Annotated in this window: 24 protein-coding genes and 1 tRNA gene; 13 read left to right on the top strand and 12 right to left on the bottom strand. The window is 73.2% G+C overall.

Annotated features, from left to right (window positions below):
- The first annotated feature begins 24 nt into the window (after nt 1–24).
- Nucleotides 25–648, top strand: a complete 624-nt coding sequence (ruvC, locus tag Q8W71_RS11690) for a crossover junction endodeoxyribonuclease RuvC (protein ID WP_305525540.1) — start codon at nt 25–27, stop codon at nt 646–648.
- A 28-nt stretch (nt 649–676) separates the two neighbouring features.
- On the opposite strand, the gene Q8W71_RS11685 is transcribed toward ruvC, so the two are convergent.
- Nucleotides 677–760: transfer RNA gene (locus tag Q8W71_RS11685), tRNA-Tyr, on the bottom strand.
- 194 nt (nt 761–954) lie between these two features.
- Between Q8W71_RS11685 and Q8W71_RS11680 the strand changes: the two genes are divergently transcribed.
- Nucleotides 955–1575, top strand: coding sequence for a LysE family translocator (locus Q8W71_RS11680; protein ID WP_305525539.1), 621 nt, complete (start codon nt 955–957; stop codon nt 1573–1575).
- 16 nt (nt 1576–1591) lie between these two features.
- Here Q8W71_RS11680 and Q8W71_RS11675 read toward each other — a convergent pair whose 3' ends face one another.
- Nucleotides 1592–2941 carry a diguanylate cyclase domain-containing protein gene (locus tag Q8W71_RS11675; RefSeq protein ID WP_305525538.1) on the bottom strand — a complete coding sequence of 450 codons (1350 nt, stop codon included), beginning with the start codon at nt 2939–2941 and terminating at the stop codon, nt 1592–1594.
- 8 nt (nt 2942–2949) lie between these two features.
- Entirely contained in the window at nt 2950–3843 is an 894-nt protein-coding gene (locus Q8W71_RS11670; RefSeq protein WP_305525537.1) for a hypothetical protein, read from the bottom strand.
- 215 nt (nt 3844–4058) lie between these two features.
- On the opposite strand from Q8W71_RS11670, the gene Q8W71_RS11665 reads away from it, so the two are divergent.
- From Q8W71_RS11665 to Q8W71_RS11655, 3 genes are all read left to right on the top strand, one after another.
- Nucleotides 4059–5906, top strand: a complete 1848-nt coding sequence (locus tag Q8W71_RS11665; RefSeq protein ID WP_305525536.1) for a DEAD/DEAH box helicase — start codon at nt 4059–4061, stop codon at nt 5904–5906.
- Nucleotides 5907–5997: 91 nt separating this feature from the next.
- Nucleotides 5998–6330: a hypothetical protein gene (locus tag Q8W71_RS11660; protein ID WP_370875392.1), complete on the top strand. Its 333-nt coding sequence runs from the start codon at nt 5998–6000 to the stop codon at nt 6328–6330.
- A 556-nt stretch (nt 6331–6886) separates the two neighbouring features.
- Nucleotides 6887–7303 carry a DUF3597 domain-containing protein gene (locus tag Q8W71_RS11655; protein WP_305525535.1) on the top strand — a complete coding sequence of 139 codons (417 nt, stop codon included), beginning with the start codon at nt 6887–6889 and terminating at the stop codon, nt 7301–7303.
- A 51-nt stretch (nt 7304–7354) separates the two neighbouring features.
- Here the strand turns inward: Q8W71_RS11655 and Q8W71_RS11650 are convergent, their stop codons facing one another.
- Entirely contained in the window at nt 7355–8452 is a 1098-nt protein-coding gene (locus Q8W71_RS11650; RefSeq protein ID WP_370875391.1) for a polyamine ABC transporter substrate-binding protein, read from the bottom strand.
- Nucleotides 8449–8805, bottom strand: coding sequence for a RidA family protein (locus tag Q8W71_RS11645; protein ID WP_305525534.1), 357 nt, complete (start codon nt 8803–8805; stop codon nt 8449–8451). The genes Q8W71_RS11650 and Q8W71_RS11645 overlap by 4 nt, the downstream gene beginning before the upstream one ends.
- A gap of 207 nt (nt 8806–9012) precedes the next feature.
- Here Q8W71_RS11645 and Q8W71_RS11640 point away from each other — a divergent pair, with 207 nt between their 5' ends.
- Complete coding sequence (locus tag Q8W71_RS11640; RefSeq protein ID WP_305525533.1) at nt 9013–9276, top strand: GlsB/YeaQ/YmgE family stress response membrane protein; 264 nt, start codon at nt 9013–9015, stop codon at nt 9274–9276.
- Nucleotides 9277–9338: 62 nt separating this feature from the next.
- Here Q8W71_RS11640 and Q8W71_RS11635 read toward each other — a convergent pair whose 3' ends face one another.
- Nucleotides 9339–9560 carry a YgaP-like transmembrane domain gene (locus Q8W71_RS11635; RefSeq protein WP_305525532.1) on the bottom strand — a complete coding sequence of 74 codons (222 nt, stop codon included), beginning with the start codon at nt 9558–9560 and terminating at the stop codon, nt 9339–9341.
- Nucleotides 9561–9643: 83 nt separating this feature from the next.
- On the opposite strand from Q8W71_RS11635, the gene Q8W71_RS11630 reads away from it, so the two are divergent.
- Nucleotides 9644–11434 carry an SWIM zinc finger family protein gene (locus Q8W71_RS11630; protein WP_305525531.1) on the top strand — a complete coding sequence of 597 codons (1791 nt, stop codon included), beginning with the start codon at nt 9644–9646 and terminating at the stop codon, nt 11432–11434.
- 193 nt (nt 11435–11627) lie between these two features.
- Here the strand turns inward: Q8W71_RS11630 and Q8W71_RS11625 are convergent, their stop codons facing one another.
- Nucleotides 11628–12272, bottom strand: coding sequence for a glutathione S-transferase family protein (locus tag Q8W71_RS11625; protein WP_305525530.1), 645 nt, complete (start codon nt 12270–12272; stop codon nt 11628–11630).
- Nucleotides 12273–12432: 160 nt separating this feature from the next.
- Here Q8W71_RS11625 and Q8W71_RS11620 point away from each other — a divergent pair, with 160 nt between their 5' ends.
- Together Q8W71_RS11620 and Q8W71_RS11615 are read left to right on the top strand one after the other, a co-directional pair.
- Entirely contained in the window at nt 12433–12795 is a 363-nt protein-coding gene (locus Q8W71_RS11620) for a type II toxin-antitoxin system RelE/ParE family toxin (RefSeq protein ID WP_305525529.1), read from the top strand.
- Between the two features lie 2 nt (nt 12796–12797).
- The gene (locus Q8W71_RS11615; protein WP_305525528.1) at nt 12798–13109 is read left to right on the top strand and encodes a hypothetical protein; all 312 of its coding nucleotides are present in this window, start codon (nt 12798–12800) and stop codon (nt 13107–13109) included.
- A gap of 51 nt (nt 13110–13160) precedes the next feature.
- Here Q8W71_RS11615 and pnp read toward each other — a convergent pair whose 3' ends face one another.
- Both pnp and rpsO read right to left on the bottom strand, forming a co-directional pair.
- Nucleotides 13161–15404: a polyribonucleotide nucleotidyltransferase gene (pnp, locus tag Q8W71_RS11610; RefSeq protein ID WP_305525527.1), complete on the bottom strand. Its 2244-nt coding sequence runs from the start codon at nt 15402–15404 to the stop codon at nt 13161–13163.
- 210 nt (nt 15405–15614) lie between these two features.
- On the bottom strand, nt 15615–15884 hold the full coding sequence (gene rpsO / locus Q8W71_RS11605; protein WP_305525526.1) for a 30S ribosomal protein S15: 270 nt from the start codon (nt 15882–15884) through the stop codon (nt 15615–15617).
- Between the two features lie 278 nt (nt 15885–16162).
- Between rpsO and Q8W71_RS11600 the strand changes: the two genes are divergently transcribed.
- Nucleotides 16163–17557, top strand: a complete 1395-nt coding sequence (locus tag Q8W71_RS11600; RefSeq protein ID WP_305525525.1) for an amino acid permease — start codon at nt 16163–16165, stop codon at nt 17555–17557.
- An 11-nt stretch (nt 17558–17568) separates the two neighbouring features.
- Here Q8W71_RS11600 and Q8W71_RS11595 read toward each other — a convergent pair whose 3' ends face one another.
- From Q8W71_RS11595 to Q8W71_RS11585, 3 genes are all read right to left on the bottom strand, one after another.
- On the bottom strand, nt 17569–18432 hold the full coding sequence (locus Q8W71_RS11595; protein WP_305525524.1) for a formyltransferase family protein: 864 nt from the start codon (nt 18430–18432) through the stop codon (nt 17569–17571).
- Nucleotides 18429–19196: an SDR family NAD(P)-dependent oxidoreductase gene (locus tag Q8W71_RS11590; RefSeq protein ID WP_305525523.1), complete on the bottom strand. Its 768-nt coding sequence runs from the start codon at nt 19194–19196 to the stop codon at nt 18429–18431. Before Q8W71_RS11590 ends, Q8W71_RS11595 begins: the two co-directional genes overlap by 4 nt.
- A gap of 110 nt (nt 19197–19306) precedes the next feature.
- Nucleotides 19307–20614 carry a capsule biosynthesis protein gene (locus tag Q8W71_RS11585; RefSeq protein WP_305525522.1) on the bottom strand — a complete coding sequence of 436 codons (1308 nt, stop codon included), beginning with the start codon at nt 20612–20614 and terminating at the stop codon, nt 19307–19309.
- Nucleotides 20615–21012: 398 nt separating this feature from the next.
- Here Q8W71_RS11585 and Q8W71_RS11580 point away from each other — a divergent pair, with 398 nt between their 5' ends.
- From Q8W71_RS11580 to Q8W71_RS11570, 3 genes are all read left to right on the top strand, one after another.
- Complete coding sequence (locus Q8W71_RS11580; RefSeq protein WP_305525521.1) at nt 21013–22509, top strand: capsular polysaccharide export protein, LipB/KpsS family; 1497 nt, start codon at nt 21013–21015, stop codon at nt 22507–22509.
- Between the two features lie 36 nt (nt 22510–22545).
- Nucleotides 22546–24042, top strand: coding sequence for an LTA synthase family protein (locus Q8W71_RS11575; RefSeq protein ID WP_305525520.1), 1497 nt, complete (start codon nt 22546–22548; stop codon nt 24040–24042).
- A 190-nt stretch (nt 24043–24232) separates the two neighbouring features.
- The gene (locus tag Q8W71_RS11570) at nt 24233–25417 is read left to right on the top strand and encodes a polysaccharide biosynthesis/export family protein (RefSeq protein ID WP_305525585.1); all 1185 of its coding nucleotides are present in this window, start codon (nt 24233–24235) and stop codon (nt 25415–25417) included.
- The last annotated feature ends 51 nt before the right edge of the window (nt 25418–25468 follow it).

The following is a 25468-nucleotide window of genomic DNA, read 5'->3' as shown; positions in this document are numbered from 1 at the left end:
CCGCGTGAGCGTTCCGGAGCCCCCATGAGCCGACCCGTCCGCATCCTCGGCATCGACCCCGGGCTCCGCCGCACCGGCTGGGGCCTGATCACCGCCGAGGGCAGCCGGCTGACCTACGGCGATTGCGGCGTCGTCACCTCCGACGGCGGCCTGCCGCTGGCGCTGCGCCTGCGCGAACTGTTCGAGGGCGTCACCCGGATCGTCGAGGCGCTGCGGCCCGACGAGGTCGCGGTGGAGGAGACCTTCGTCAACAAGGACGCGCAGGCCACGCTCAAGCTCGGCCACGCGCGGGCGGTGGCGCTGCTGGTGCCGGCGCTCGCCGGGACGGCGGTGTTCGAGTACGCGGCCAACCTGATCAAGAAGACCGTTGCCGGCTCCGGCCACGCCGAGAAGGCGCAGATCCAGGCGATGGTGCGCTTCCTGCTGCCGAAGGCCGAGTTCCGGGTCGCCGACGCGGCGGACGCGCTCGCCATCGCCATCACGCACGCCAGCCACCGGGAGGCCCATGCGCTGCGGGCGGCGCACCTGCCGGGCCGGGGGGCGCGGACCCTGTCGGGCGTCGCGCTCGCCGGCCAAACCCTGGAAGGAAAAGGCTTTTCCGCCGCGGCGGCGGCGCGGATCGAGGCGGCCCTGGCCAAGCAGGGCTGAGGCGCTTCGGGAGGGTTGGGAAGAAACTTGGTGGGGGAAGTAGGACTCGAACCTACGAAGCTTACGCAGCGGATTTACAGTCCGCCCCCTTTGCCGCTCGGGACATTCCCCCAAGGCGGGCCGCCAGCGGCGCCCGCGCCGCCCTTATGGTGAGGGCGCCGCCGGGTGTCAACGCTCCGCGCGCCGTCCCGGACCGGTTGTCGAGGGATGCGTCCGCGGCATCGCGCGCGCGGCCGCCGCGCGCCGGGGGAGGGCGCATCCCGGCCGGGGATGGCGTATAGCGCGGCAACCTCCGGAAGACCCGCCGTGCCCGATCTCTCGACGCTGACCCTGTTCGCCGCCGCCTGCCTCGCGCTCGCCGTCACGCCGGGGCCCGACATGCTGCTGGTCGCCACCCGCAGCGCCGGCCAGGGCCGCGCGGCGGGGTTCGCGACGCTCGCCGGCATCCAGGCGGGGATCTACGCCCACGCCGCCGCCGCGGCGCTCGGCCTGTCGCAGCTTCTGGCAGTCGTGCCCGCCGCCTACGACGCGGTGCGCTACGCCGGCGCGGCCTACCTGCTCTACCTCGCGTGGCAGGCGTTCCGGTCGCCGCCCGAGCCGGCGGCGCGGGTGGAGGCCGCCCGCCGCTCCGGATGGCGGATGGTCGCCCAGGGCTTCCTCACCAACTTGCTCAACCCCAAGGTGGCGCTGTTCGTCCTCGCCCTGTTCCCGCAATTCGTGGCGGTCGAGCGCGGCGCGGTGGCCGCGCAGATGCTGGTGCTGGCCACGGTGCTGAACGCGGTGAGCCTCCTCGTCAACGGCCTCGTCATCCTGGCCGCCGGGCGGGTCGCCCGGTCGCTCGCCGGCCGCGGCCGGTTCCGGCGCGCCGGGCAGGTGCTGATGGGCAGCGTCTTCGCCGGGCTGGCCGCGCGGCTCGCGATCGACTGAGACCGCGGCGGGGCGCTCACGCGGCGCTGCGGCGGCCGAGCGGGAGGCCGGCCGCCTCCACCCGGTTGCGGCCGTTGCGCTTGGCGGCGTAGAGCGCCGCGTCGGCCCGGGCGAGCACACCGTCGACGCTCTCGCCCGCGTGCAGCTCGGCGACGCCGAACGAGCAGGTCCGCACCCCGATCCCCGGCATCTCGGCGGCCTCCACGCGCCGGCGCATCCCTTCGGCGAAGGCGCGCGCGGCGTCGAGACCGGCGCCCGGGCACAGGATCATGAACTCCTCGCCGCCCCAGCGCCCGAGCGCATCCCCGGGCCGGATCCCGCCGCGCAGCGTCCCGGCGAAGGCGACGAGGACGGCGTCGCCGACGGCGTGGCCGTAGCGGTCGTTGATGCCCTTGAAGTGATCGATGTCGCACAGGACGAGGCTGAAGGCGGGGCCGCCGGCCGCGCGCGGCGCCGCCTGGGCGAGGCGCTCGTCGAGGGCGCGGCGGTTGTCGAGGCCCGTGAGCTGGTCGGTGCGGGCGAGGCGCGCGAGGTCGCGCGTGCGCTCCTCGACCCGCGCCTGGAGCGTGGCGTTCGCCTCCCTGAGGTCACGCATCAGCGCGGCGTTGTCGTCGAAGGCGCGGCGCAGCTTGGCCGCCATGCCGTTGAAGACCTCCGCCAGGAGATGGAGCTCGTGGCCGCCCCGCCCGGTCAGCCGCAGCGGCCGCGCGCCGAGGCTGTCGGCGTCGAGCCGCCTCACGAAGCGGCTGATCTCGGCGAGCGGCCGGCCCACCATCCGGCGGACGACCGCCCAGAAGATCACCCAGAGCGCCAGGGTCTTCAGCACGGAGTTGATCAGGATGACGACCAGCGTGTCCGTCACCTGATCGAAGGCGATGCCGTCGTTCGAGCGCACCGTCCAGCGGCCGACCGGGTGCGGCCGGCCGACCTCGTCGCGGTAGACGAGGTCGAAGTCGCGCGCGAACGGCCTGTCGAACAGGCCGGACACGCGCCGGCCGCCGTGCGAGGCGACCGCGCGCTCGACGAGCCGGCCGCGCTCGTCGCGCACCTCGACGCCCACCACGACCGGCATCTCGGCGATGCCGTTGAGGATGCCGCGGAGCACGCGCTCGTTGAACCCCCAGAGGGCGTCGGCCAGCCCCGGGCCGAACGTGCGCTCCATCGCCTGGATGTCGGCCTCCAGCCGCCGGTGCGCGCTCCGGTACTCCGTGATCATCTGGCCGGCCGTCACCACGGTCGCCACCGCGAAGTAGCAGCCGAAGATCACCCGCAGCAGGCGGGCGGCGAGCGCGCCGCCGGCTGCGTCGGGCGGGCCGGCCTGCTGATCACGGAGGATCGGAGTGCCGGGGGCGGGGGGCGAGGCCATGCGCCGCCTCACTCGCCGTCGAGGAAGGCGCGGTCGTAGACGGTGCGGACCGCGGCGAGGTCGCCCGCCTCCGCCCACGCCTCGACGATCCGCCGGTAGGCGGGGGTTCCCCGCTCGACCCGCAGGACCGCGTCGATGCGGGCGACGAGGCGGCGCCCCCACGCGGTCTTCGGGCACATGACGCGACCGAACACCGGCGGTGGCGCCTCGGCGAACGGGAGCGCCGCCACGGCCGTCCCCGAACCCAGGCTCCGCGCCTCGTAGCCGGCGATCGTCGCGTACTCGATCAGGTAGTCCAGCCGCTCCGCGACCAGCATGCGGAAGGCCTCGCCGAATTCCGAGTGGACGCGCTGCGGGGCGGCGCGCAGGAGGGCGTCGATGGGGCCGCCGAGCGACCGGTCCTTCAGGAGGCTGGTGCGCAGGCCCGGGTCCGCGAGCAGCGCCGCCAGCGACAGCGGCGCCCGGGCTTCGAACGCCCCGCGCTGGGCCGCCGGCACGACGATGCGCAGCGGGTAGAACATCGCCACCGGCAGGGAGAAGACGGCGAAGTCCTCGCGCTCCGGCGTCCGCACGCCGCCGATGAAGCAGATCTCGGCCCCCTCCTTGAGCGACGCCACGACCCGCGGGAACGGCGCCCGCAGGGTGGGCGCCGGGGCGCCGACGAGGCGGTCGTCGAGGAGGTGGCGGATCCGGTCGAAGATCCCGGCGTCGCGGTCCGGACCCTCCGCGATCATGAAGGGCGGCGCGGCGTAGACCGCCCAGGTGACGGGCGCGTCCTCCGCACCGGCCGTGCCCGGCGAGGCGACGGCGAGCAGGCCCGCGAGGACCGCGCGGGCGATGCGCCGCGCGGCGAGCCGCCGGCGGCCGGACGCGAAGAACAGGGACCTCAGTCTCGCGGACATGCCACTTGGTCTTGCATCAAGTGGTCAATATCCCGTTGCGGCGTCTAAAAGCCGTGTGTTGTCCCCAGGTCCGATCGGCGCGGCAGCGCGGACGGTCGTCGGGGGTGCCGCCGCGGGCGGGATCAGGCAGGATCGCGCCGCGCGGGTCCGGAAGGGATTCACAACCGCCGCGGGATCGGCCACGGTGGCGGCATGGTCGTCCGCGTCGCCATCCGTTGAGCCGTCCCGTCCCAGCCCTGCGCGCCCATCAGCGCACGCTGATGGCCCTGGTCGCGGCCATCGCGGCCGGCGAGGCGGAGACGGTGGCGACGATCCTCGCGGCGGTGACGCCGGGCGGCGGCAAGTCGCTGCTGCCGGTGATCGCCGCCAGCCGGCTGATCGCCGCGGGCCGGGTCGAGCGCGTGGTCTGGGTGGTGCCGCGCGACTCCCTGCGCCTCCAGGCCGAGGAGGCCTTCGCCGACCCGCTCTGGCGCTCGGCGCTCGGCCACAACCTCAGCGTGCGCGCGGCCGACAACGAGCGCGACCCGGCCCGCGGGCTCGCCGGCTACGTCACCACCTACCAGGCGGTCGCCGCCGCACCGGACCTGCACCGGGCGGAGGCGCGGCGCCACCGGACGCTGCTCGTGGTCGACGAGGTCCACCATCTGCCGGTCCCGGGCCGCCCCGGCGCCGACGAACCGAGCGACGAGGCCGAGGCCGGGGCGTGGTCGCGGGCGATGCTGCCGCTGATGGAGGCCGCCGCCCTGAAGCTGTTCCTGTCCGGCACGCTGGAGCGGGCGGACGGACGGCGCATCCTCGGACTGCCCTATCACCCGCCCGCACCGGGTCGGGGGCCGGAACTCGACCTCGACGCGCCGGGGCTCGCGGTGATCGGCTATTCCCGGTCGCAGGCGCTGGCCGAGCGGGCGGTGCTGCCGGTGACCTTCGGGGCGCTCGACGGCGAGGCGAGCTGGCTCGAGGGCGGGCGGATCGCCGGCGAGGCGCCGCGCGTCGGCCCGCACCGGCTGGGGGCGGGGGCGGTGCGGACCACCACCCGGCCGGCCCTGTTCACGGCGCTGCGCACCGGCTTCGCCCGGGACCTGCTCGGCGAGGCCTTCCACGCGACCCGCCGGCTGCGGGCGCGCCGCCGGGAGGACCTCGGCCTCGCGCCGGGGGAGACGGCGCGCGGCCTCGGCAAGCTCCTCGTCGTCGCCCCCGACCAGCCGAGCGCCCGGGGCTACCTCGCCACCCTGCGCGGCTGGATGCCGGCGGGGCAGGGGATGCGCGACGTGCGGCTCGCCACCTCCTCGGAGGGCGACGCCCACGCCGCGCTCGCCGCCTTCCGGCTGACGCCCGAGCCCGCGATCCTCGTCACCGTGGCGATGGCCTACGAGGGGCTCGACGCCCCGGAGGTCGCGGTGGTGGCGGCGCTGACCCATATCCGCTCCCGGCCGTGGCTGGAGCAGATGCTCGCCCGGGCCACGCGCGTCGACCCGCACGGCGGCCCCTACGACGGGCAGCGCGCCCTGGTCTTCCACCCGGACGACCCGCTCTTCGCCCGGTTCCGCGCCGAGCTGGAGACGGAGCAGGGCAGCGGGACGAAGCCCCGGCGCGAGCGCCCGGCCTCGGCGGTCGTGCCCGAGCGGACCCGCTGGCGCGACGAGGATCCCGGGGGCATCACGCCGCTCGAGAGCAACGCCATCGGCCTGCGCTACGCGCTGCTGCGCCCGCGCCTGCCCGAGCCCGCCGCCGCGGCACCCGCCCCCGAGCCGCCCTCGCTCACCGAGCGGACCCTGCGGCAGCGCCTCGCCGCCGCCGTGGCCGCGCAGGCGGTGGAGGACGAGGCGGGGCTGCGGGTGCCCCGCGGCGGCAACCTCGCCCACCGCTACAACGCCGTGCTCAAGCGCGTCCTCGGCAAGGGCCGCGCGACCATGACCCTGCCGGAGCTGGAGGCGGCGCTCGCCTGGCTCGAACGCAACCGCCTCTGCGACCATCTCCACTGCCTCGACGGCGACGCCCGCTACGCGTGGTCGGCCCGCCAGCGGCGCGGCCGCTGGCAACCGGAGCGCGTCGCCGGGCGGTGAGGGGATCCGGCCGGGCCCCGGGAGCGGGCGCCGCCCGGCGGCGTTGACGGCTGGGCGCACCGAACCCGGCGCCCCGGGAACCGGAGCAGCCATGACCGACCCCATGCCCGACCCCATGACCGCCCCCATGCCCGGGAGCTTCGCGGCGGCGCTGACCGCCCCCGCCCCGTCGGAGGACTGGCCCGCACCGCTCGCCGCCCTGTGGTGGTCCGCGCGGGGCGAGGCGGGCTGGGCCCGCGCCCACGCCCTGGTCCAGGACGCGGCCGGCCCGGAGGCCGCCTGGGTCCACGCCCATCTCCACCGGATCGAGGGCGATGCGGAGAACGCCCGCTACTGGTACGCCCGGGCCGGGCGCGGGGTGCCGGATGAGCCCGTCGCGGAGGAGCGGGCCGTCATCGCCGCCGCGCTGATGCAGCGCCCGTGATCAGACGGGATCGTCCGGAACGACGTGGAAGATCCCGTCGCGTATCGGCCGCGCACGTGCCGCCCGGATAGCCGCGGCATCAATCTCCCGGTCGCAACCTCGTGATACGCAGCGATCGACATGTTGACCACCTTGAAACGTTTCAACCTATGATATGGCGATTGCAGTTCTCCACAGGATACGATGACGATACCGTGAGCTGAGTGCTGAGATGTCCGATCGAAGACAGTCGTGCGCTTCGCAAACCCGCGCGCTGTCATTATGGATGCGGCCGCAACGCGTGGATTTCGGATTGTGGTCGTCGCCATGAGCTTGGGCTGTCTGATCTGCGGAGTCTGCTTGGCCGGGCTGTCCTTGCGCGATCCCGATCAGGCCCCGGCCCTCGAACGCTGGAGCGGGGTCTGCCTCGTGCTCGGGCTCTGCCTGCTCGGCGTGTCCCTTCGGGTGGCGCGCTGAGCGCCGCTCGCGTCCCGGAGCGGGGAACGCCCGCGCGCCGGCTCGGTTGTCAGGCGGTCCGGCGACTCAACCTTGAGCGTCGATCCCACGGAGCGCAGCCATGAGCCTTCTCGGCAACATCGTCAGCAAGATCCTGCACCCGTTCGGCGGAGGGGGCGCGGAGGCGGCCCCCTCGACCACCGGCGGCGCGGGGGGGACGAGCGCCCCGTCCTCGGGCGGGTCGGCGGGTGCACCGGCCCCCTCGGGCAGCGCCGGCGGCACGGTCGACGTCGAGGCGGTGCTGACCGATCTCGCCTCGAAGAACCCGCAGAAGCTCGACTGGCGCCACTCGATCGTCGACCTGATGAAGCTGCTCGACCTCGATTCCAGCCTCGCCTCGCGCAAGCAGCTCGCCGACGAGCTCCACTACACCGGCGACAAGGACGACTCGGCGACGATGAACGTCTGGCTGCACAAGCAGGTGATGAAGAAGGTTGCCGAGAACGGCGGCAAGGTCCCGGAAGACCTCAAGCACTGATTTTTTCGGACTTTCGGGGTCCGGCGGTTCGCCGCCGGGCTTCGGCACCCGTCAGCGCCCGGTGCGCACCCGCGTCCACAGCCGGGTGACGAAGCGCTGGGTGCGGTCGTCCCAGGCGGTGTTGACCGACAGGCGCTGCATCGTCGCCTCGTCCGGGTAGATCCCGGGATTATTCAGGATCTCCGGCTTCACGAAGCGCTTCGCGGCGAGGTTGCCGCTGGCGTAGGACACGTAGTTCGTGTTGGCCGCCGCCACTTCCGGCCGCATCATGTAGTCGATGAAGGCCAGCGCCTCGGCGGGGTGGGCGGCGTCGCGCGGGATCGCGAAGGCGTCGAACCACATCAGCCCGCCCTCCCGCGGCACGACGTAGGCGATCTCGACGCCGTTCTTGGCCTCGTCGGCCCGCTTCCTGGCCTGGAGCACGTCGCCCGAGTAGCCCACCGCCACGCAGATGTCGCCGTTGGCCAGCGCCTGGACGTATTCCGAGGAGTGGAACTTCCGCACGCTGCCGCGCACCTTGTACAGCGCGTCGGTGACGAGGGTCATGTCGTCCCAGCGCTTGCTGTCGGACTTGGCGCCGAAGAACGGCAGCATGCTCGGGATCAGGTCCTCGGGGGAGTCGAGCATCATCACCCCGCACTCCTTCAGCCGGTTGATGGAGGCGGGGTTGAGGACGGCGCTCCACGAGTTGATCACGGCGTTCGGCCCCAGCCGCTCGCGCACCTGGGCGACGTTGTAGCCGATGCCGGTGGTGCCCCACATGTAATCGACGGCGTACTGGTTGCCGGGGTCGTAGACGGCGAGGCGGCTGCTGATCTCGGGCCAGAGGTTGCCGAGGTTCTTCAGGCGCGCCTTGTCGAGGGGCAGGAAGGCGCCGGCCCGGATCAGCCGTTGCAGGTAGGGCCCCGAGGGCACGACGATGTCGTAGCCGGAGCGGCCGGCGAGCAGCTTGGTCTCCAGGATCTCGTTGTTGTCGTAGGTGTCGTAGACGACCTTGATGCCCGTCTCCTTGGTGAAGGCGTCGAGCACCGCCGGGTCGATGTAGTCCGACCAGTTGTAGATGTTGACGACCCGCTCCTCGGCCGCCCGCGCGGGGGCGGCCAGCAGGAGCGCCGCCAGCAGCGCGGCGACGCCCCGAAGGAACCTCACGCGGCCCTCGCGGCGACCACGACGATCTCGACGAGGTACTCGGGGGCAGCGAGCCGCGCCTCGACGGTGGCGCGGGCCGGCGGGTTCTCCTTCGAGACCCACGCGTCCCAGGCGGCGTTCATCTCGGCGAACGTGTCGATGCTGGCGAGGTAGACGGTGGCGGTGAGGATGCGCGCCTTGTCGCTGCCGGCGGCGGCGAGCAGGCGGTCGATCTGGTCCAGCACGCTCTGGGTCTGCACCGTCACGCCGTTGCCGACCGGATCGGCCGCCACCTGTCCGGCGAGGTAGACGAGGCCGCCGTGCACGACGCCCTGCGCCATCCGCGCGCCCGGCTCGATCCGCTTGATGTCCATGTTTGCTCCACTCCGCTGTCGGCGGAGCCGTATCTGCCGCTCCCGAGGCGTCGCCGTAAAGGGCTGCAAGCGCGGGATGCCGGAGGCAGGGGTGAAAGCCGGCGCGAACCGGGCGCAAAAATCGTCATTCCGAGCGCGGCTTGCGGGCAACCGCTCGCGAAGGCCGCGCGTTCAGAGGGCATTCGCGGTCACGCTCGGGAGTCGCACATGGGTATCCTCTGGACCATCATCATCGGGTTTCTGGCGGGCGTCATCGCCAAGTTCATCATGCCGGGGCCGAACGAGCCGTCGGGCTTCATCCTGACCACCATCCTCGGCATCGTCGGCGCGTTCGTGGCCACATTCATCGGGCAGGCGGTCGGCTGGTACGGACCGAACCAGGGCGCGGGCTTCATCGGCGCCATCGTCGGCGCGGTGATCGTGCTGTTCATCTACGGCTTCGTCGCCAGCCGCCGCACCACCACCTACTGACCGTCCCGGATTTCCGGATCGGCCAGGGGCGCCCTCGGGCGCCCCTTCTCGTTTCGGCTGCCTCAGAGCTGGTCGGCGGCGGCCTTCACGGCGCAGTGGCCGGTCGCCCCGCGCACCGCCAGCCCGACGCCGACCGCGAGCGCCAGGAAGCTCAGGAGCTTGTTCGGCCGCGGCTGCGCCGCCGCCGCGGCGATGCCGAGGCCGAGCGCCACCGAGACCGCGCGCTCGGTGGTGGACAGGTTCGGCTGCCCGCTGAAGATGTCGTGGATCATGTCGTTGGCCATACGGCGTCTCCGTGTGAGAAAGGCGCACGGCGAACGCCGGGGCGGGGAGGGCGTTCCAGGCATTACCCGCGGCGGAGGGCGGCATGGCACGCGAGCTTCCCAGCGAGGCGGCGATCCGGGCGCTGACGACCCCGGAGGTGTACGAGCGCGGCCGGTCCTATCAGCGGGCGGGCGCGGTGTCGGGCCTCGTCGCGCGGGGTGCCGAGATCTCCGCCGCCGTCGAAGGCAGCGAGGCGGAGCCCTACCGCGTCACGCTCCGGATCGCGGACGGCGCGGTCGCCGAGACCCGCTGCACCTGCCCCTACGAGTGGGGCGGCGCCTGCAAGCACGTGGTGGCCGCGCTGCTGGCGCTGCGGGCGAAGCCCGGCGCACTCGCCGAGCGGCCTCCGCTTAGAGAGATCCTCGAACCGTTCGGGCGCGACGCCCTGGCCGACCTGATCCTGCGCCGCGCGGTGGCCGATTCCGACTTCGCCGGGTGGATCGAGGCGGACCTCGCCACGACCGTCGATCCGGATGCCGGCCGCCGCCCCATCGACACGGCACCGGTGGCCGAGCGCACCCGGGCTCTGCTCGCCAGCCCGTACAGGCGCGACGATTATTGGGACGGCTACCGGACCCGGGGCAACGCGGAGGCCTTGCGGGCGCTGGTCGAGAAGGCTGTGCCGTTCCTCCAGGTCGGCGACGGCCGCAACGCCCTGCGGGTCCTGGAGGCGGTGGCCGGGCCGTTCGTCGAATCGTGGACCGCCTACGGCTACGTGGACGACGAAACGGATTACCTGCTGTTCGACGACCTCGCCGCCCTGATGGCCGAGGCTGCGCTTACGAGCGACCTGACCGAGGCCGAGCGCACGGATCTCGCGGAGACGCTGCGCGCGTGGGACGACGCGATCGGGGAGGCCTTCGAACCCGTCTTCCCCGTCGCGGTCCGCGCCCTGGAGACGGGCTGGGACGAGCCCGAGCTCGACGCGGTGCTGGCGGGGGCCCCGGGCCCCTGGCCGCCGGAGGATGCGGATCTCGAAGACCTCCGGCTCACCGCGGTGCGGCTGCGCGTCCTCGACGGGTGCGGCCGCCACGACGCCTACCTGAACCTCGCCCGGGCGGCCGGGGCCCATACCCGGGTCGCCGCGATGCTGGTGCGCCTCGGCCGCGTCGGCGAGGCGGTCGCCTATGCCGGGCCGACCTTCACGAAGCCGGCGGAATCGCTCGATCTCGCGCAGACCCTGGCGGCGGCCGGGCGGCGGAAGGAGGCCGTGGCGGTGGCGGACGCCGGCCTCACCCTGGGCCAGGGCCAGTCGCGCGACGACGCGGACTGGCACCGGGGCGGCTCGCCGGTTCCGCTCGCCCGCTGGCTGCGCGAGACCGCCACCGGCACCTGCGCCCTGAGGGCCGCGCGGGTCGCCTTCGCCCGCACCCTCTCGCGCGACGACTTCGACGCGGTGCGCAAGCCGGCGGGGCGGGATTGGCCGAGCGTCCGCGCCGAACTCCTGGCGGAGCTGGTCGCCGCCGAGCGCGCGCCCGACCGCCCGGAGATCCTGCTGCGCGAGGGTCTGATCGACGAGGCGGTGGCGAGCGTCCGCGATGGGCCTGCCCACACGGTGCGCGACGACGTGCTGCTCGCGCTCATGGACGCCGCCCACGCGCGCCACCCGGACTGGGTGATCGGGCTGGCCGAGCGCAGGGCCGCGCGGATCATGGACGAGGGCGCCACCGGCTCGTACGCCCAGGCCGCCGAATGGCTGCGCCGGGCCGCCCTCGCCTACGAGGCGGACGGCCGGATCGACGCGTGGAGCGCGCGGATCGAGGGTCTGATCGAGACGCACAAGCGCAAGTACAAGCTTCGCCCGTTGCTGGAGGATCTGCGGTTCGGGGGATGAGCGCGTTCCCCGTCGAAGGATTTCGCGATCGCCTCCCTCCAACCAATCACCTCATCCTGAGGCGGCGGCCCGGAGGGCCGCCCTCGAAGGAGCCCTCCAGCCAGCCGCGCGATCCCTGGAGCCCTCCTTCGAGGCCGCTGACGCGGCACCTCAGGATGAGGCAACCTATTGGAACAGCGCATCGAACAAACTCTCACCCCGGCGCCTGCCCCTGCTCGGCGAGCAGTCGGTCGTCGATCTCACGCGCCCGCACCGCGGCCGGGCGCCCGAGCAGCCGGGCGGTGTAGGCCTCGAAGGCCGGCCGCCGCTCGATCGTCCCGAAGGCCATGCCCCAGCCGAGATGCGAGCCCACGTAGAGGTCGGCCGCCGAGAAGCGGCCGCCCGCGAGGTAGTCCACGTCGCGCACCGCGCCCTCCAGGGCGTCGAGCACCTCCGCCATCGAGCCGTAACCGACCATGCCCCGCATCCGCGGATCGTCCGGCACGGTCACGCCCAGCGTCTGGTTGGTCACCGCCGCCTCGACCGGGCCGGCCGCGAAGAACAGCCAGCGGTAATAGGGGCCGCGCTGCGGGTCGGCCGGAGGCGGCGCGAGGCCGGCCTGCGGGAACGCGTCGGCGAGGTAGGCGCAGATCGCCGCCGTCTCGGTCACGGTGACGGCGCCGTGGCGCAGCGCTGGGACCTTGCCGAGCGGGTTGACCGCCCGGTAGGCGGCCTCCTTCATCGCCGGGCCGAAGCCCAGGATCTCGGTCCGGTAGGGCGCACCGACTTCCTCCAACATCCAGCGGACGATCCGGCCCCGAGACATCGGCGAAGTGTAGAAGACGAGGTCGTCGGTCATAGCGCCCTTCCCGAATAAAATGCTATTTTAGATTGAATTTGACCGACGCGAATAGGTTCGATCTAAAATCTCGTAACTCTCATCCCTGACCAGGGACCACGCGTGTCAGACAGAGTGACAGGTCGAGCCTCGTGAGATCGATCATCCCGGCAGGTCGGCCGTGAGTTGGGTCGTCCTCTTCGATGACGCATTCGCCGCGGAATTCCGCCGATTCGACGAGCCGGTCCGGAAGGCCATCCTGACATACGCCAAGGTTCTCGAAAGCCTCGGCCCCCAACTCGGTCGGCCCTACGCCGACACGCTCAATGGGTCCCGGCACCGCAACATGAAGGAACTGCGGCCGACCGTCGACACGATCGAGTGGCGCGTGGCCTTCACCTTCGACCCGCGCAGGCGCGCGATCCTGCTGACCGCCGCGGCCAAGGGCGGCCGCAAGGATCGCCTCGTCTACAAGCGCCTGATCGACTTGGCGGATGCCCGCTTCGATGCCTATCTCGACGACGCGCAGGATCCGAGGAGCTAGCGATGCCCGTATCTCTGGACGCGATGCTGGGTGAGCTTTCGCCGGAAAGCCGGACCGCGATCGAGCGTGACTCTGCGGCCTTGATCGCGGATTGCCGGTCGCGGGCGGCCCCCGAGACGAAGAACGGGCCGAGCCCTTCAGCGCAGATCGCGGTTGGGGCGAAGGTGCGGACGGGGCAGCAATGTCCCACGTCCGGGCTGTGGCGCGTGGCGGATACGCCGTCCGCGACCCTGCCGATCGCGATCCACGATCTGATGCCGCCCTATCGCGATAGAGCCGTCACGTGGGAGCTTGTTCGATCCGTCGCGGCGTGAGGTTTTCAAGCCATACGAAAAGGGGCGACCGAACGGCCGCCCCCCTCGTCTTTACTCCCCGGCTTCCCGCCGCCGCTCGCCGCGGTGGCGGCCGCCGCCCTCGCGGTCACCGCGGCCCTCGCGCTCGCCGCGGGGCTCGTCGCCGCGCTCGGCCCGCTCGGCGTCGCGCTGCGCCTTGATCTTGTCGGTGATGTCCTCGCCGGTCTGCTGATCGACAACCTTCATCGACAGGCGGATCTTGCCGCGGTCGTCCTGACCGAGGAACTTCACCTTCACCTTGTCGCCCTCCTTCACCACGTCGGTGACCTTGGCGACGCGCTGGGCGGCGAGTTCCGAGATGTGGACGAGGCCGTCCTTGGCGCCGAAGAAGTTCACGAAGGCGCCGAACTCCATGCACTTCACGATCGTACCGTCGTAGATCGTGCCCGCCTCCGGCTCCGCGACGATCGAGCGGATCCAGTTGTAGGCCGCCTTGATCGCCTTGCCGTCGGCGGAGGCGATCTTCACGATGCCGGTGTCCTCGATGTTGATCTTGGCGCCGGTCTTCTCGACGATCTCGCGGATGATCTTGCCGCCGGTTCCGATCACGTCGCGGATCTTGTCGGTGGGGATCTGCATGGTCTCGATGCGCGGCGCGTACTCGCCGAGCTCGGGACGGGCGGCGGTGAGCGCCTTCGCCATCTCGGCCAGGATGTGGGCGCGGCCGCCCTTCGCCTGATCGAGGGCGACCCGCATGATCTCCTCGGTGATGCCGGCGATCTTGATGTCCATCTGGAGCGAGGTCACGCCCTCGTCCGTGCCGGCCACCTTGAAGTCCATGTCGCCGAGATGGTCCTCGTCGCCGAGGATGTCGGAGAGCACCGCGTAGCGCTCGCCCTCCAGGATCAGGCCCATGGCGATGCCGGCGACCGGCCGGCGCAGGGGCACGCCGGCATCCATCAGCGACAGCGAGCCGCCGCAGACCGAGGCCATCGACGAGGAGCCGTTCGACTCGGTGATCTCGGACACGACGCGGATCGTGTACGGGAACTCGTGGGCCGGCGGCAGCACCGGGCGGATCGCCCGCCACGCCAGCTTGCCGTGGCCGATCTCGCGGCGGCCCGGGGAGCCCATGCGGCCGGTCTCACCCACCGAATAGGGGGGGAAGTTGTAGTGCAGCAGGAAGCGCTCCTTGTAGGTGCCTTCCAGCGCGTCGATGAACTGCTCGTCCTCGCCGGTGCCCAGCGTCGCGACCACCAGTGCCTGCGTCTCGCCGCGGGTGAACAGCGACGAGCCGTGGGCGCGCGGCAGCACGCCGACCTCGGAGACGATCGGGCGGACGGTCTTCACGTCGCGGCCGTCGATGCGTGTGCCGGTATCGAGGATGTTCCAGCGGACCACCTTCGACTGGGCCTCCTTGAAGGCGGCCTTGACCTTCTCCGGGCTGAACTTCTGCTCGCCCTCGGCGGGGCAGAGGGCGGCCACGACCTTGGCCTTCACCGCGTCGACCGCGGCGTAGCGCTCCTGCTTGACGGTCTTGGTGTAGGCGGCGCGCAGCTCGGCTTCGCAGACCGCCAGCACCGCCGTCTCAACCTCGGCGTTCTCGGGCGCCTTGAAATCGCGCGGCTCCTTGGCGGCTTTCTCGGCCAGACGGATAATCGCCTCGATCACCGGCTGGAAGTGCTTGTGGCCGAACATCACGGCCCCGAGCATCACGTCCTCGGACAGCTCCTTGGCCTCGGACTCGACCATCAGCACCGCGTCCTGCGTGCCGGCGACGACGAGGTCGAGGCTCGACTCCTCCTTGGTCTCGTTGACCAGGGGGTTCAGCCGGTAGCCGCCGTTGATGTAGCCGACGCGGGCGCCGCCGATCGGGCCCATGAACGGCACGCCCGACAGGGTCAGGGCGGCGGAGGCCGCGACCATCGCCACGATGTCGGGATCGTTCTCGAGGTCGTGGGTCAGCACCGTGACGACGACCTGGGTGTCGTTGCGCCAGCCCTCGACGAACAGCGGCCGGATCGGCCGGTCGATCAGGCGGGAGACGAGCGTCTCCTTCTCGGAGGGACGGCCCTCGCGCTTGAAGTAGCCGCCCGGGATGCGGCCGGCGGCGTAGGCGCGCTCCTGGTAGTTCACGGTGAGCGGCATGAAGTCGATGCCGGGCTTCGGCTCCTTCGTGGCGACCACGGTGGCGAGCACCGAGGTCTCGCCGTAGGTGGCGACCACGGCGCCGTCGGCCTGCCGGGCGACCTTGCCCGTCTCGAGGACGAGCTTGCGGTCGCCCCACATCAGCTCTTCGCGTTGCACGTCGAACATCTTGTCAGTTCCTTGCCTTCCTGCGGCGGCCGGGCCCGGCGCCGCCGGGGGCAAGACGGCGAGGCGCTTCCGTTCCGAGGAAGCGCCTCGCGATCCTGCCCCGGCGCACGCGCCTCGAAGCCCGCCGCGCGGCGCGCCCGGGCCCCATGCCCGGACAGGCCCAAGCGAAGCGCGGCCCCGGATCTCCGGGACCGCGCGAACATCATCGCCTCAGCGGCGGATGCCGAGCTTCTCGATCAGAGAGCGGTAGCGCGGCTCGTCCTTGCGCTTGAGGTAGTCGAGCAGCGAGCGGCGCTGCGAGACCAGCTTCAGGAGCCCGCGCCGGGAATGGTTGTCCTTGGCATGGGACTTGAAGTGGGCGGTCAGGTTGGTAATCCGCTCGGTGAGGATCGCCACCTGCACCTCCGGCGAGCCGGTGTCCTTGGCGTCGTGGCGGTGCTGCTTGATGAGCGCGGTCTTGCGCTCTGCCGTGATCGACATCGCGTGCCTTTCGGGTATCTGTCGTCGGATCAGGCGCGCCCGCGCGGGGCGCGCGTGCCCGCGGTTCGGCCGGTGCCGGGATGTCGTCCAGCACGGTCACACCGCAAGCGGCTCAAGCCCCGCCCGGGATCCCGGGTCGAGGCCGGCGGGATCCATACACGAAACCGCCCGCGATGCCAGCCCCGCGCGGGACTTGAGGAGCAACCAGGACCGACCCGAACGGTTGAGACGGCGCGAGATTTGCCGGGGCGTGGCCGCGACGCGGGAAGACGGCACCGATGCGCGACACACATCCGACGATGCGGGTGCCCCCGGCCCCGGACGGGGCCCTCGCCCGCACCCTCACCGCCCCGGGCCTCGTCTGCATCGGGCTCGGCGCCACGATCGGGGCCGGCATCTTCGTGCTGACCGGCACCGCCGCCGCGCACTATGCCGGGCCGGCGCTGATCCTGTCCTTCGCCCTCGGCGGCATCGCCTGCGGCCTCGTGGGGCTGTGCTACGCCGAACTCGCGGCGATGATCCCGGAGGCGGGCTCCACCTACAGCTACACCCGCGCGAGCCTCGGGCTGCTGCCCGCCTGGATCGTCGGCTGGGATCTCGTGCTCGAATTCGCGGTGGCCGCAGCGACCGTAGCGGTCGGCTGGTCCGGCTACGCCCAGAGCGTGCTCGCCGACCTCGGCCTGCGGCTGCCGGCGGCGCTGGCCGCGGCCCCGGGGGAGGGCGGGCTGGTGAACCTGCCGGCCGCGGGAATCGTGCTGGCGCTCACCGCGCTGCTGATGCGCGGCACGAGCGGGGCCTCCCGCGTGAACGCGGCGCTCGTCGCCCTGAAGGTCGCGATCATCCTCGCTTTCGTCGCCGTCGGCGCGGTCCATCTCCGGCCGGACCTGTGGCACCCGTTCGTGCCGGAGAACGCCGGCAGCTTCGGCGCCTACGGCTGGAGCGGCGTCTTCCGCGGGGCGGCGGTGGTGTTCTTCGCCTTCATCGGCTTCGAGACGGTCGCGACGGCGGCGGGCGAGTGCCGCGACCCGCAGCGCGACGCGCCGATCGGCCTGATCGGCTCGCTCGCCGTCAGCACGGCGCTCTACGTCGCGGTGGCCGCGGTGCTGACCGGCCTCGTGCCCTACCGGACCCTCGACGTGGCCGACCCGATCGCGCGCGCCGTCGACACGATCGGGCTGGCCGGCTTCGCGCCGGCGATCAAGCTCGGGGCGCTGGTCGGCCTCACCACCGCGACGCTCACCGCCCTCTACGGTCAGGCGCGGGTGTTCTACGCCATGGCCCGCGACGGCCTGCTGCCCGACCTGTTCGCCCGGCTCCACCCGGGCACCCACGTCCCGGTGGCGAGCCAGGGGGTGATCGGGCTCGCCACCGCCGCCGTGGCGGGGCTGGTGCCGATCGGCGTGCTCGGCGAGCTGGTCAGCATCGGCACGCTGCTGGCCTTCGCCCTCGTCTGCGCCACCGTGCTGATCCTGCGGCGGACGCAGGCCGCGCGCCCGCGGCCGTTCCGGGTGCCCGCGGCCCCGCTGGTCGCCGGGCTCGGCATCCTCGCCTGCGCCGCGCTGATGGCCTCGCTGCCGCCGGAGACGTGGCTGCGGCTCGCCGCGTGGCTCGCGATCGGGCTGGCGATTTATGTCGGGTACGGGCGTCGGCGGGCGCGGCCCGTCGCGGACTGAGCGGCGCGTCCTCAGCCCGCCCGCGCGGACAGGCTCAGGGCGTCGCGGAAATCCTGGGCGTCGGCGAGGCGCAGGCCCCGGCGGCGCAGTGAGGCGAGCAGCGCGCGGTCGGGGAAGGGACAGTAGGGCAGCACCTCGGTCGCCCGGCCCTCGGGCAGCGCGCCCGTGCGGGCGATCGTGTCGAGCAGGCCGTCGAGCAGGCCGCGCCCGTGGTCGTGCAGCAGGCGGGCCGCCCGGGTCGCCGTGACGTCGGCGGACAGGCGCACCGCCTCCTGCGCGAGGATCGCGCCGGTGTCGATCGTGGCGGCGAGCCGGTGCAGGGTCATCCCGAACGCGTCCGGTCCGTCCGACAGGGCGTGGATCGTCGGCACCGGGCCGCGGTGGCGGGGCAGCAGGCCCGGGTGGCCGTTGATCCCGCCGAGGCGGGCGAGCGCGATCGTCTCCGCCCGGAGGATCTGGTCGAAATGGTAGGTCAGGATCAGGTCGGGAGCGGCCGCGCGCAGGGCGGCGGCGACCTCGGATCCGTTCACGTCGTCGACCTTCAGCGTCGGCAGGCCCAGGCGGCGGCACAGGGTCGTCAGCGGCGTCGCCTCGGGCACGTCGCTGCTCCCGGAGGCGGCCTGGGTGAGCGGCGCCAGCGGCCGCAGCAGGTCCGGCAGGCCGAAATTGCAGGCGAGGTAGGGCAGGATGCCGGGCCCGGAGCGCGCGAGGTGGCGGCGCACCTGTCCCGTCAGCCCCCCGCTCGACGGCCGCTCGGCGTTCGACAGTCCGACCAGCACGATCTCGTCCGCCCGGTCGGCCACCAGCCGGCGCACGGTCCGGGCGTTGGGCAGCGCCTCCAGGACGAACAGCGCGATTCGCAAGGGGCGCGTCATCGGCGCTTCCGCCGCTGGAAGCGGAAGGCGTAGAGGCCGACGCGGCGGACGCTCTCGGGCAGGAGCAGCACCGTGCGCGCCAGCGCCGCCAGCGCGAACGGGAAGGCGATCACGTCGCGGTTCTTCGCGAGCCCCCGGGCGATCACCGCGGCGGCCTGCTCTGCGCTCACCTCCAGGGGACGCCAGCCTTTCAGCTCGCCGCCCATCGGCGTCTTGACGTAGCCGGGCGTCACCACGCTGATCCGCACCCCCCGCGGCCCGACCTTCTGGCGCAGGGCCAGTCCGTGGGCGACGAGCGCCGCCTTGGCGCCGCTGTAGGCCGGCGCGTCGGGCAGCGGCGCGTAGGCGGCGAGCGACGACATCAGCGCGATCTGGCCCCGGCCGCGGGCCAGCATCAGGCTCAGGGCCGGCAGCATCACGTTGAGCGAGCCGGTATAGTTGATGTCCCCGGTCTCGAAGGCGGTCTCCTCGGTCTCGACCTCGCCCCGCTGGTTGCCGCCGTTCACCGCGGCGTTCACCACCACGAGGTCGAGGGGGCCGGCCGCGTCGGTCGCGTGCACCAGGGCGCGGACCGCGTCCCGGTCGCGGGTGTCGAGGGCGGCGGTCTCGACGGCGGCGCCGCGGGCGCGGCAGACCTGCGCCTCCGCTTCGAGGCGGTCGGCGTTCCGGCCGACGAGGACGAGGCTGGTGCCGGCGACGGCATAGTGGCGCGCCAGCGCAGCGCCGATGCCGCTCGACGCGCCGGTGATCAGGATGCGGGGCATGCCGCGGGTGCTACGCCGCGGAGACTGAGGAGATCAAGGGCGCGAAAAGCTCAGGCGTCGAACTTCGAGGCCCGAGACCGCTGGAATCCCCGCGAAGACGGTCGCGGCGATCAGTAGACCGGGGCCAGCTCGCCGTCGCGCTCGGCCGCCTCGCGCACGACGCGGGCGGCGGCCAGCATCGCGTCGGGCAGCGCCGACTCGATCCGCGGCACCGAGCCGGCCACCGCCCGCTCGATCGCCGAGGCCGAGAAGAAGCCGCCGTTGACCTGTGTCCTGTGGAGCACGACCCGGCGGAAATCGGCCATCAGACCCATGTCCGGGGGCGTCGGGTCGGTCCAGAACCGGTCGAGGTCGCCCTGATGGGTCAGGCCCGGCATGTTGTAGATCGCGGTGCCGACCGCGTGGGTCGGGCGGCCCATCTCCAGGGAGAGCATCCCCACCGTCGAATTGACGATCACCACGCCGCGCGCGCCGGCGATCAGGCTCGGCAGGTCGCCGCCGTCGATGAAGTCGAGCCGGTCGCTGACCCCGTGGCGGCGGGCCGAGGCCCGGGCGAACTTGCGCCAGTTGATCAGGCCGCTGTCGAGGGGATGCAGCTTCACGAGGAGGCGGGTGGGCGCCTTCGACGTGTCGGCGAAGGACTTGATCACCCGGTCCATGAAGCCCTCGACGCCGAGGAACGGCGAGTGGACCCGGATCTGGTAGTCGCTGTCGAGCTGGAGCGGCAGCAGGAAGTAGTCGCAGCCCACCGCGTTGTAGATCTCGCCGCACCGCGCCGCCTCGCGGCGGGTGTGGCCGCGGCGCGAGAACTTCTTGACCCAGCCGGCGTACTCGGCGGCGATGTGGGTCGGGCGATGGCTGCGGAAGTGCGGGTAGAGGTAGGGGAACAGGACGTTGGCGAGGTTGTAGCCCACGTCCCACACGCTGCGGCGGGCCATGTCGCCGGTCGAGGGCATCGCCCGGCCCGGCTGCGGCAGGCGCCGGGCCAGCGCCCGGACCTCCTCCGCCCGGCGCGGCAGCGAGGAGAAGCCGTTGACGCCGCCGAGCTCGCAGGTGATCCAGTTCGGGCGGATGTAGCCTTCCTCAAACACGTGCACCCGCAGGCCGCGGGTCTCCGCGATCATCCGTGCCGCCCGGTGGAAGGGCCGGCAATCGCCGAACAGCACCACGTCGGTGACGCCCTCGCGGGCGACGTAATCCTCGAGATAGCGGCCCCACGCCTCGCGCGGGCCGCGGTAATTGTCGGCCGGCCCGCGCCAGAACAGCCAGTCGCCGGGGCAGAGGTTGATCCGGCGGACATCGTGGCCGCGCGCGCGCAGGGCCCGACCCAGGTCGGAGAAGAACGGCGAGGCGATGCCCTGGAGGAACAGGAACGTCGCCGGTCGGTCGCGCTGGGCGTCGGGAGCAGGCTTGAGCATTCCGCGGCGCGTCCGTCCTTGACCCAATCGACCGGGATCGCCGGCCGGACAAACCAGAGGTGGCACGCGTCGCGGCGGCCGAGCAATCCGAGGCAGCGGCAGCCTGACGCCTTTCCGCCCCGACGTGGCACGGCTGCAACGCTCCGGTCGCAACGGCCACGCCGGGGATTGAGCCGGCAATCGGGGCGACGGTATGTCCAAAACCTTGCCGCCCCGTGGCGTCGGGAGACACCCGCCGCTCTTGTCCCCGCGATCCACCGGCCGGCCGCGCGGACGGCGCCCGTCCGGGCAGGGCGCGCGCGGGCAGGAAATGCGCTACAGGCGGTCACGAGCCGTGCCCGACCGTTGCACGATCCGAGACCCGCCGACCCCAGATTCCGGAGGCCACCGCGCCCGCCATGCGCCCCGAACCCGCCCCGACGCTCTACGCGACCGGCCCGACGATCCGCCGCCTGCGGGCCGAGATCGAGGCCGCGTCCGGCCTTGCCTTCGGACCGTTCCGGCCGGGCGCGGTCGGCGCCGCGTGGGGCGCGGGGAGCCTCCCCGCCCGCGCGCTCGCCGCCACCGGTCGGCGTCGGCTGATCGTCGGGCCCGGCCCCCTGGTCAGCCCCTACGACGGGCCGGAGACCGGCTTCGCCTCGCTGCGCCTGACCCTCGACGGCGCCCCGCTCGGGGGCGCGGACGGCGTCCACTATCTCGACCCCTGGACGCGGGCACCGATCGACCGGGACGCCTGCGCCGAGCGGGTGGCGTGGCTCGCCGCCCGTTTCGGTGAGAACGACCGGCGCGTGGTCTATGTCGGCATGTCCCGCTGGAAGCGCCCGGCGCTGGACGTGCTGGGCCTCGGCCCCGCGGGCCGGCCGGTCCACACCATGACGACCGAGGCCGCGATAACCGCCGGCCGCCGCCACGGCGGCCGGGTGCTCGCGTGGTCGACGCGGGCGCCGGGCCAGCTCGAAGCGGCATGCGCGGAGGCGGGCCTGCCGCTCGCCCGGGTCGAGGACGGGTTCCTGCGCTCGGTCGGGCTCGGGGCGAGCCTCCAGCCCGGCGCCTCGATCGTCGTGGACGACCTCGGCATCTACTACGATCCGCGCCGCGAGAGCCGCCTGCAGCGGCTGCTCGCCGAGAGCGCCTTCCCCCCCGACCTCGTGGCGCGGGCGCGGGCACTGCGGGAGGCGGTGGTGGCGCGCCGGCTCAGCAAGTACAATGTCGGGCTCGACGCGGGCGTCCTCGACTGGCCCGCGGGCCGGCGGATCGTGCTGGTGCCGGGACAGGTCGAGGACGACGCCTCGGTCCAGCACGGCTCGCCTCTTGTGCGCTCGAACAAGGCGCTGCTCGCCGCCGCCCGGGCGCGCAATCCCGACGCCTTCCTGCTCTACAAGCCGCATCCGGACGTGGAGGCGGGCTACCGGCCCGGCCGGATCCCGGAGGCGGAGGCCCTGGCGCTGGCCGACCGGATCGTCGGCGGCGTCAGCATCGTCGACCTGCTCGACCGGGTCCACCACGTCGAGACCATGACCTCGCTCGCCGGCTTCGAGGCGCTGATCCGGGGCCTGACGGTCGCCACCCACGGCCGGCCGTTCTACGCCGGCTGGGGCCTCAGCGAGGATCTCGCCCCCGGGGCCGACCGCGGCCGCAGGCTGGCGCTCGACGAGTTGGTGGCCGGGGCGATGATCCTCTATCCGCGCTACCTCGACCCGGTGGCGATGAAGCCCTGCACGCCGGAGCAGCTCCTCGATCGCCTGAGCGAGGCGCGGGCCGCCGCGCCGCCCTCGGCGCTCGCCATCGGCCGCCTCGCCCACCTCGCGATGCGCGTCCGCTACGGCCTGACCAACCCGATCGTGCGGGCGCTGCGCAGCCGCCGCGGCGTCGGCCGCGAGGCGGGCCCGCGCTGAAGCCCGCCGCAAACGCACACGCACCCGCCGAAACCCGTGATGACCTTCCTCGCCGCGACCGGGCTCGCGCTCGCCCTCTGCCTCGCCCTGGAGGCGCTGGCCGGGGATTCCCGGGGCCCCGCCAGCCTCGCCCCCGGCGACCTCGCGCTCCGGCTCCTCAGCTATCTCCTGATCCTGCTGTTCTGGTTCGAATTCTCGTGGCGGCCCTGGCTCGCGGCACTCACCACGCTCGTCACCGTGGCGGCCCTGGTGATCGTCAGCCGGGCCAAGCGCTCGGTGATCGGCGAGCCGCTGGTGTTCAGCGACTTCGCCCTGCTTCCGCAGGTTCCGCGCCACCCGCAGCTCTACTACATCCCGCCGCTCTGGGACCCGCGGATCTCGGTGCCGGTCCTGCTCACGCTCGCCGGCACCGTGCTCTGGTACCGCACCGAGCCGACCGTGCTGCCCGCCGCACACGGTCCCCGGATCGCGGCGCTGCTCGTCCTGCCCCTCGGGCTCGCGGCCCTCGCGCTGGCGTCGGTCCGGCCGCCGCTCGCGGGTCTTCTGGCGCGGGCCTTCCCGCGGGCGGACCTGGAGGCGGACGTGGCCCGGGTCGGATTGCCCGCGAGCCTGATGGCCTACGCGGCCCGCAGCTTCGTCGACGGCGCCCGCGCGCCCGAGGTCCCGGCCCTGCCGCCGGGCCCGGGCGACGACGTGCTGGTGCTGATCCAGCTCGAATCCTTCGTCGACCCGGAGCGCCTCGGCGGGGCGCCGCTGCCGCTGATGGACCTGATCCGCGCGCGGGCCGACCAGCACGGCCGCCTGCGCGTGCCCGCCCACGGCGCCTACACGATGCGCAGCGAGCACGCGGTGCTCACCGGCCGCCCGGCGGAGGATCTCGGCTTCGGCGTCTTCGATCCCTACCTCGCCCGCAGCGGCGACGAGCCGACGAGCCTCGCCCGCCTCGCCGGCGCGCGGGGCTACGCGACGCTGTTCCTGCACCCGTTCCACCGCGACTTCTTCCGCCGCGCGCGGGTGATGGAGGCGCAGGGGTTCGCCGATCTCGCGATGGGCGAAACCTTCGACGGGGCGGAGCGGGTCGGTCCCTATGTCGGCGACGTGGCGCTCGGGCGGCGCCTGCTCGCCGAGGTCGCCGCGCGGCCGGGGCCGCTGTTCCTGTTCAGCGTCACCATGGAGAATCACGGCCCCTGGAAGCCCGGCCGGCTTCCGGGCATCGACGACCCGCTCGCGCAGTACCTCCACCACGTGGTCAACACCGGCCGGATGGTGGAGGAACTGGTCGCGGGGCTCGAAGCCCATGCCCGGACCACGGGGCGGAGCGTCACGCTGTGCGTGTTCGGCGACCACGCCCCCGCGCTGCCGAGTTGCAAGCCGGGCTTCGGCGGCACCGCGACCGACTACGCCCTGTTCCGGTTCGGCGGGCCCCGCGCGGCCCCGCGCCGGGTCGATCTCGCGGCCGACGCCCTCGGACGACAGTTGCGCACGCACCTCACCGCCGCATCCTCGTCCCAGGCCGCCCCAACGCGGGCTTGAGTCGCCAAGCGTGGCCGTGCCACGGTGGTGACGCATTGGCGGCCGATGGTCCCGGCAGCGGACGTGCCGGCTCGGAGGGGGTCGCCCCGTCGGCGCGCCGTTAAAGCGATCGCAGCGTTTAGCGGCCACCATCGAGGCCCGGACCGAGCCGGCGATGGCGCGGCACCCGGCGAGGAGAGAGTTTCACGTGATGCTGCGTAAGACGGCGCTCGCTGGGCTGATGGCCGCGCTGGCGGCCGGATCGATGGCGGGCTGCACGGCGCTGCCGGCGGCGGGCCCGACCGCTTCGGCGATCGAGGCCGGGGCCGAGGTCGCCACCGCCGACGGCGCCCTGCTCGCCCGCTACGAGATCATCGACGTCTCCCCCGCCGCCGTCGAGGCCCTGCGCGGCCGGCCCCTCGACAGCCTGCTCGCCTCCTTCGGCGACCACAGACCCTCCACCGAGCCCGTCATCGGCGTCGGCGACATGGTCTCCGTCTCCGTCTGGGAAGCCGGGTCCGGCGGCCTGTTCTCCGGGCCGCTCGTCGCCGACCGCTTCTCCGCCGGATCCAAGTCCGCCCTCATCCCCGAGCAGCCGGTCGGGCGCGACGGCGCCATCTCCGTGCCCTACGCCGGCCGCATCCACGTCGCCGGACGCCGGCCCCAGGACGTGCAGGCGCTCATCGAGAGCGAACTCGCCGGCAAGGCCATCCAGCCCCAGGTGCTCGTCTCGGTCACCCGCCCGATCAGCCAGGCGGTCACCGTCACCGGCGAGGGCGCGGCCGGCGCCCGCCTGCCGCTGTCGGGCCACGGCGACCGCATCCTCGACGTGGTCGCCGCCGCCGGCGGCGTGCGCTCGCCGGTGTCGGAGACGTTCGTGCGGCTGTCGCGCGGCAAGGTCACGGCGACCGTGCCGATGACCACGGTGGTGTCGAACCCCAAAGAGAACATCTACCTGCGGCCCAACGACGTGCTCACGCTGGTGCGCGATCCGCAGACGTTCATCGCGGTCGGCGCGCTGGGCAACACCACCGAGCTGCCGTTCGCCGCCGACGGCATCACCCTGGCGCAGGCGCTGGCCAAGGCGCGCGGGCTGTCGGACTTCCAGGCGGACCCGGCGGGCACGTTCATCTTCCGGTTCGAGCCGGCCGCCGTGGTGCGGCGTCTGGCGCCGGACTCGAAGCTGCTGGGCACGCCTCTGGTGCCGGTGGTGTACCGGATCAACATGCGCGACCCCAACAGCCTGTTCACCAGCCAGGCGTTCCGGATGCGCAACCGGGATCTGGTCTACGTCTCGAACGCCCCCTTCACCGAGGTGCAGAAGGTCATCGGCGTCTTCTCCAGCGTCACCGGGCCCGTCTCGTCCGCGGCCCTCGCGTACAGCTACGCCAAGTAACGCTCCGGCTTCCCGGGCGGCTGCCGCCGTCCGGGGCCGCGCCGGGGGATG

It is taken from the genome of Methylobacterium amylolyticum (assembly GCF_030700245.1).
In the GTDB taxonomy this organism is placed as follows: domain Bacteria; phylum Pseudomonadota; class Alphaproteobacteria; order Rhizobiales; family Beijerinckiaceae; genus Methylobacterium.
This window is presented reverse-complemented; position numbering and strand designations above follow the sequence as displayed.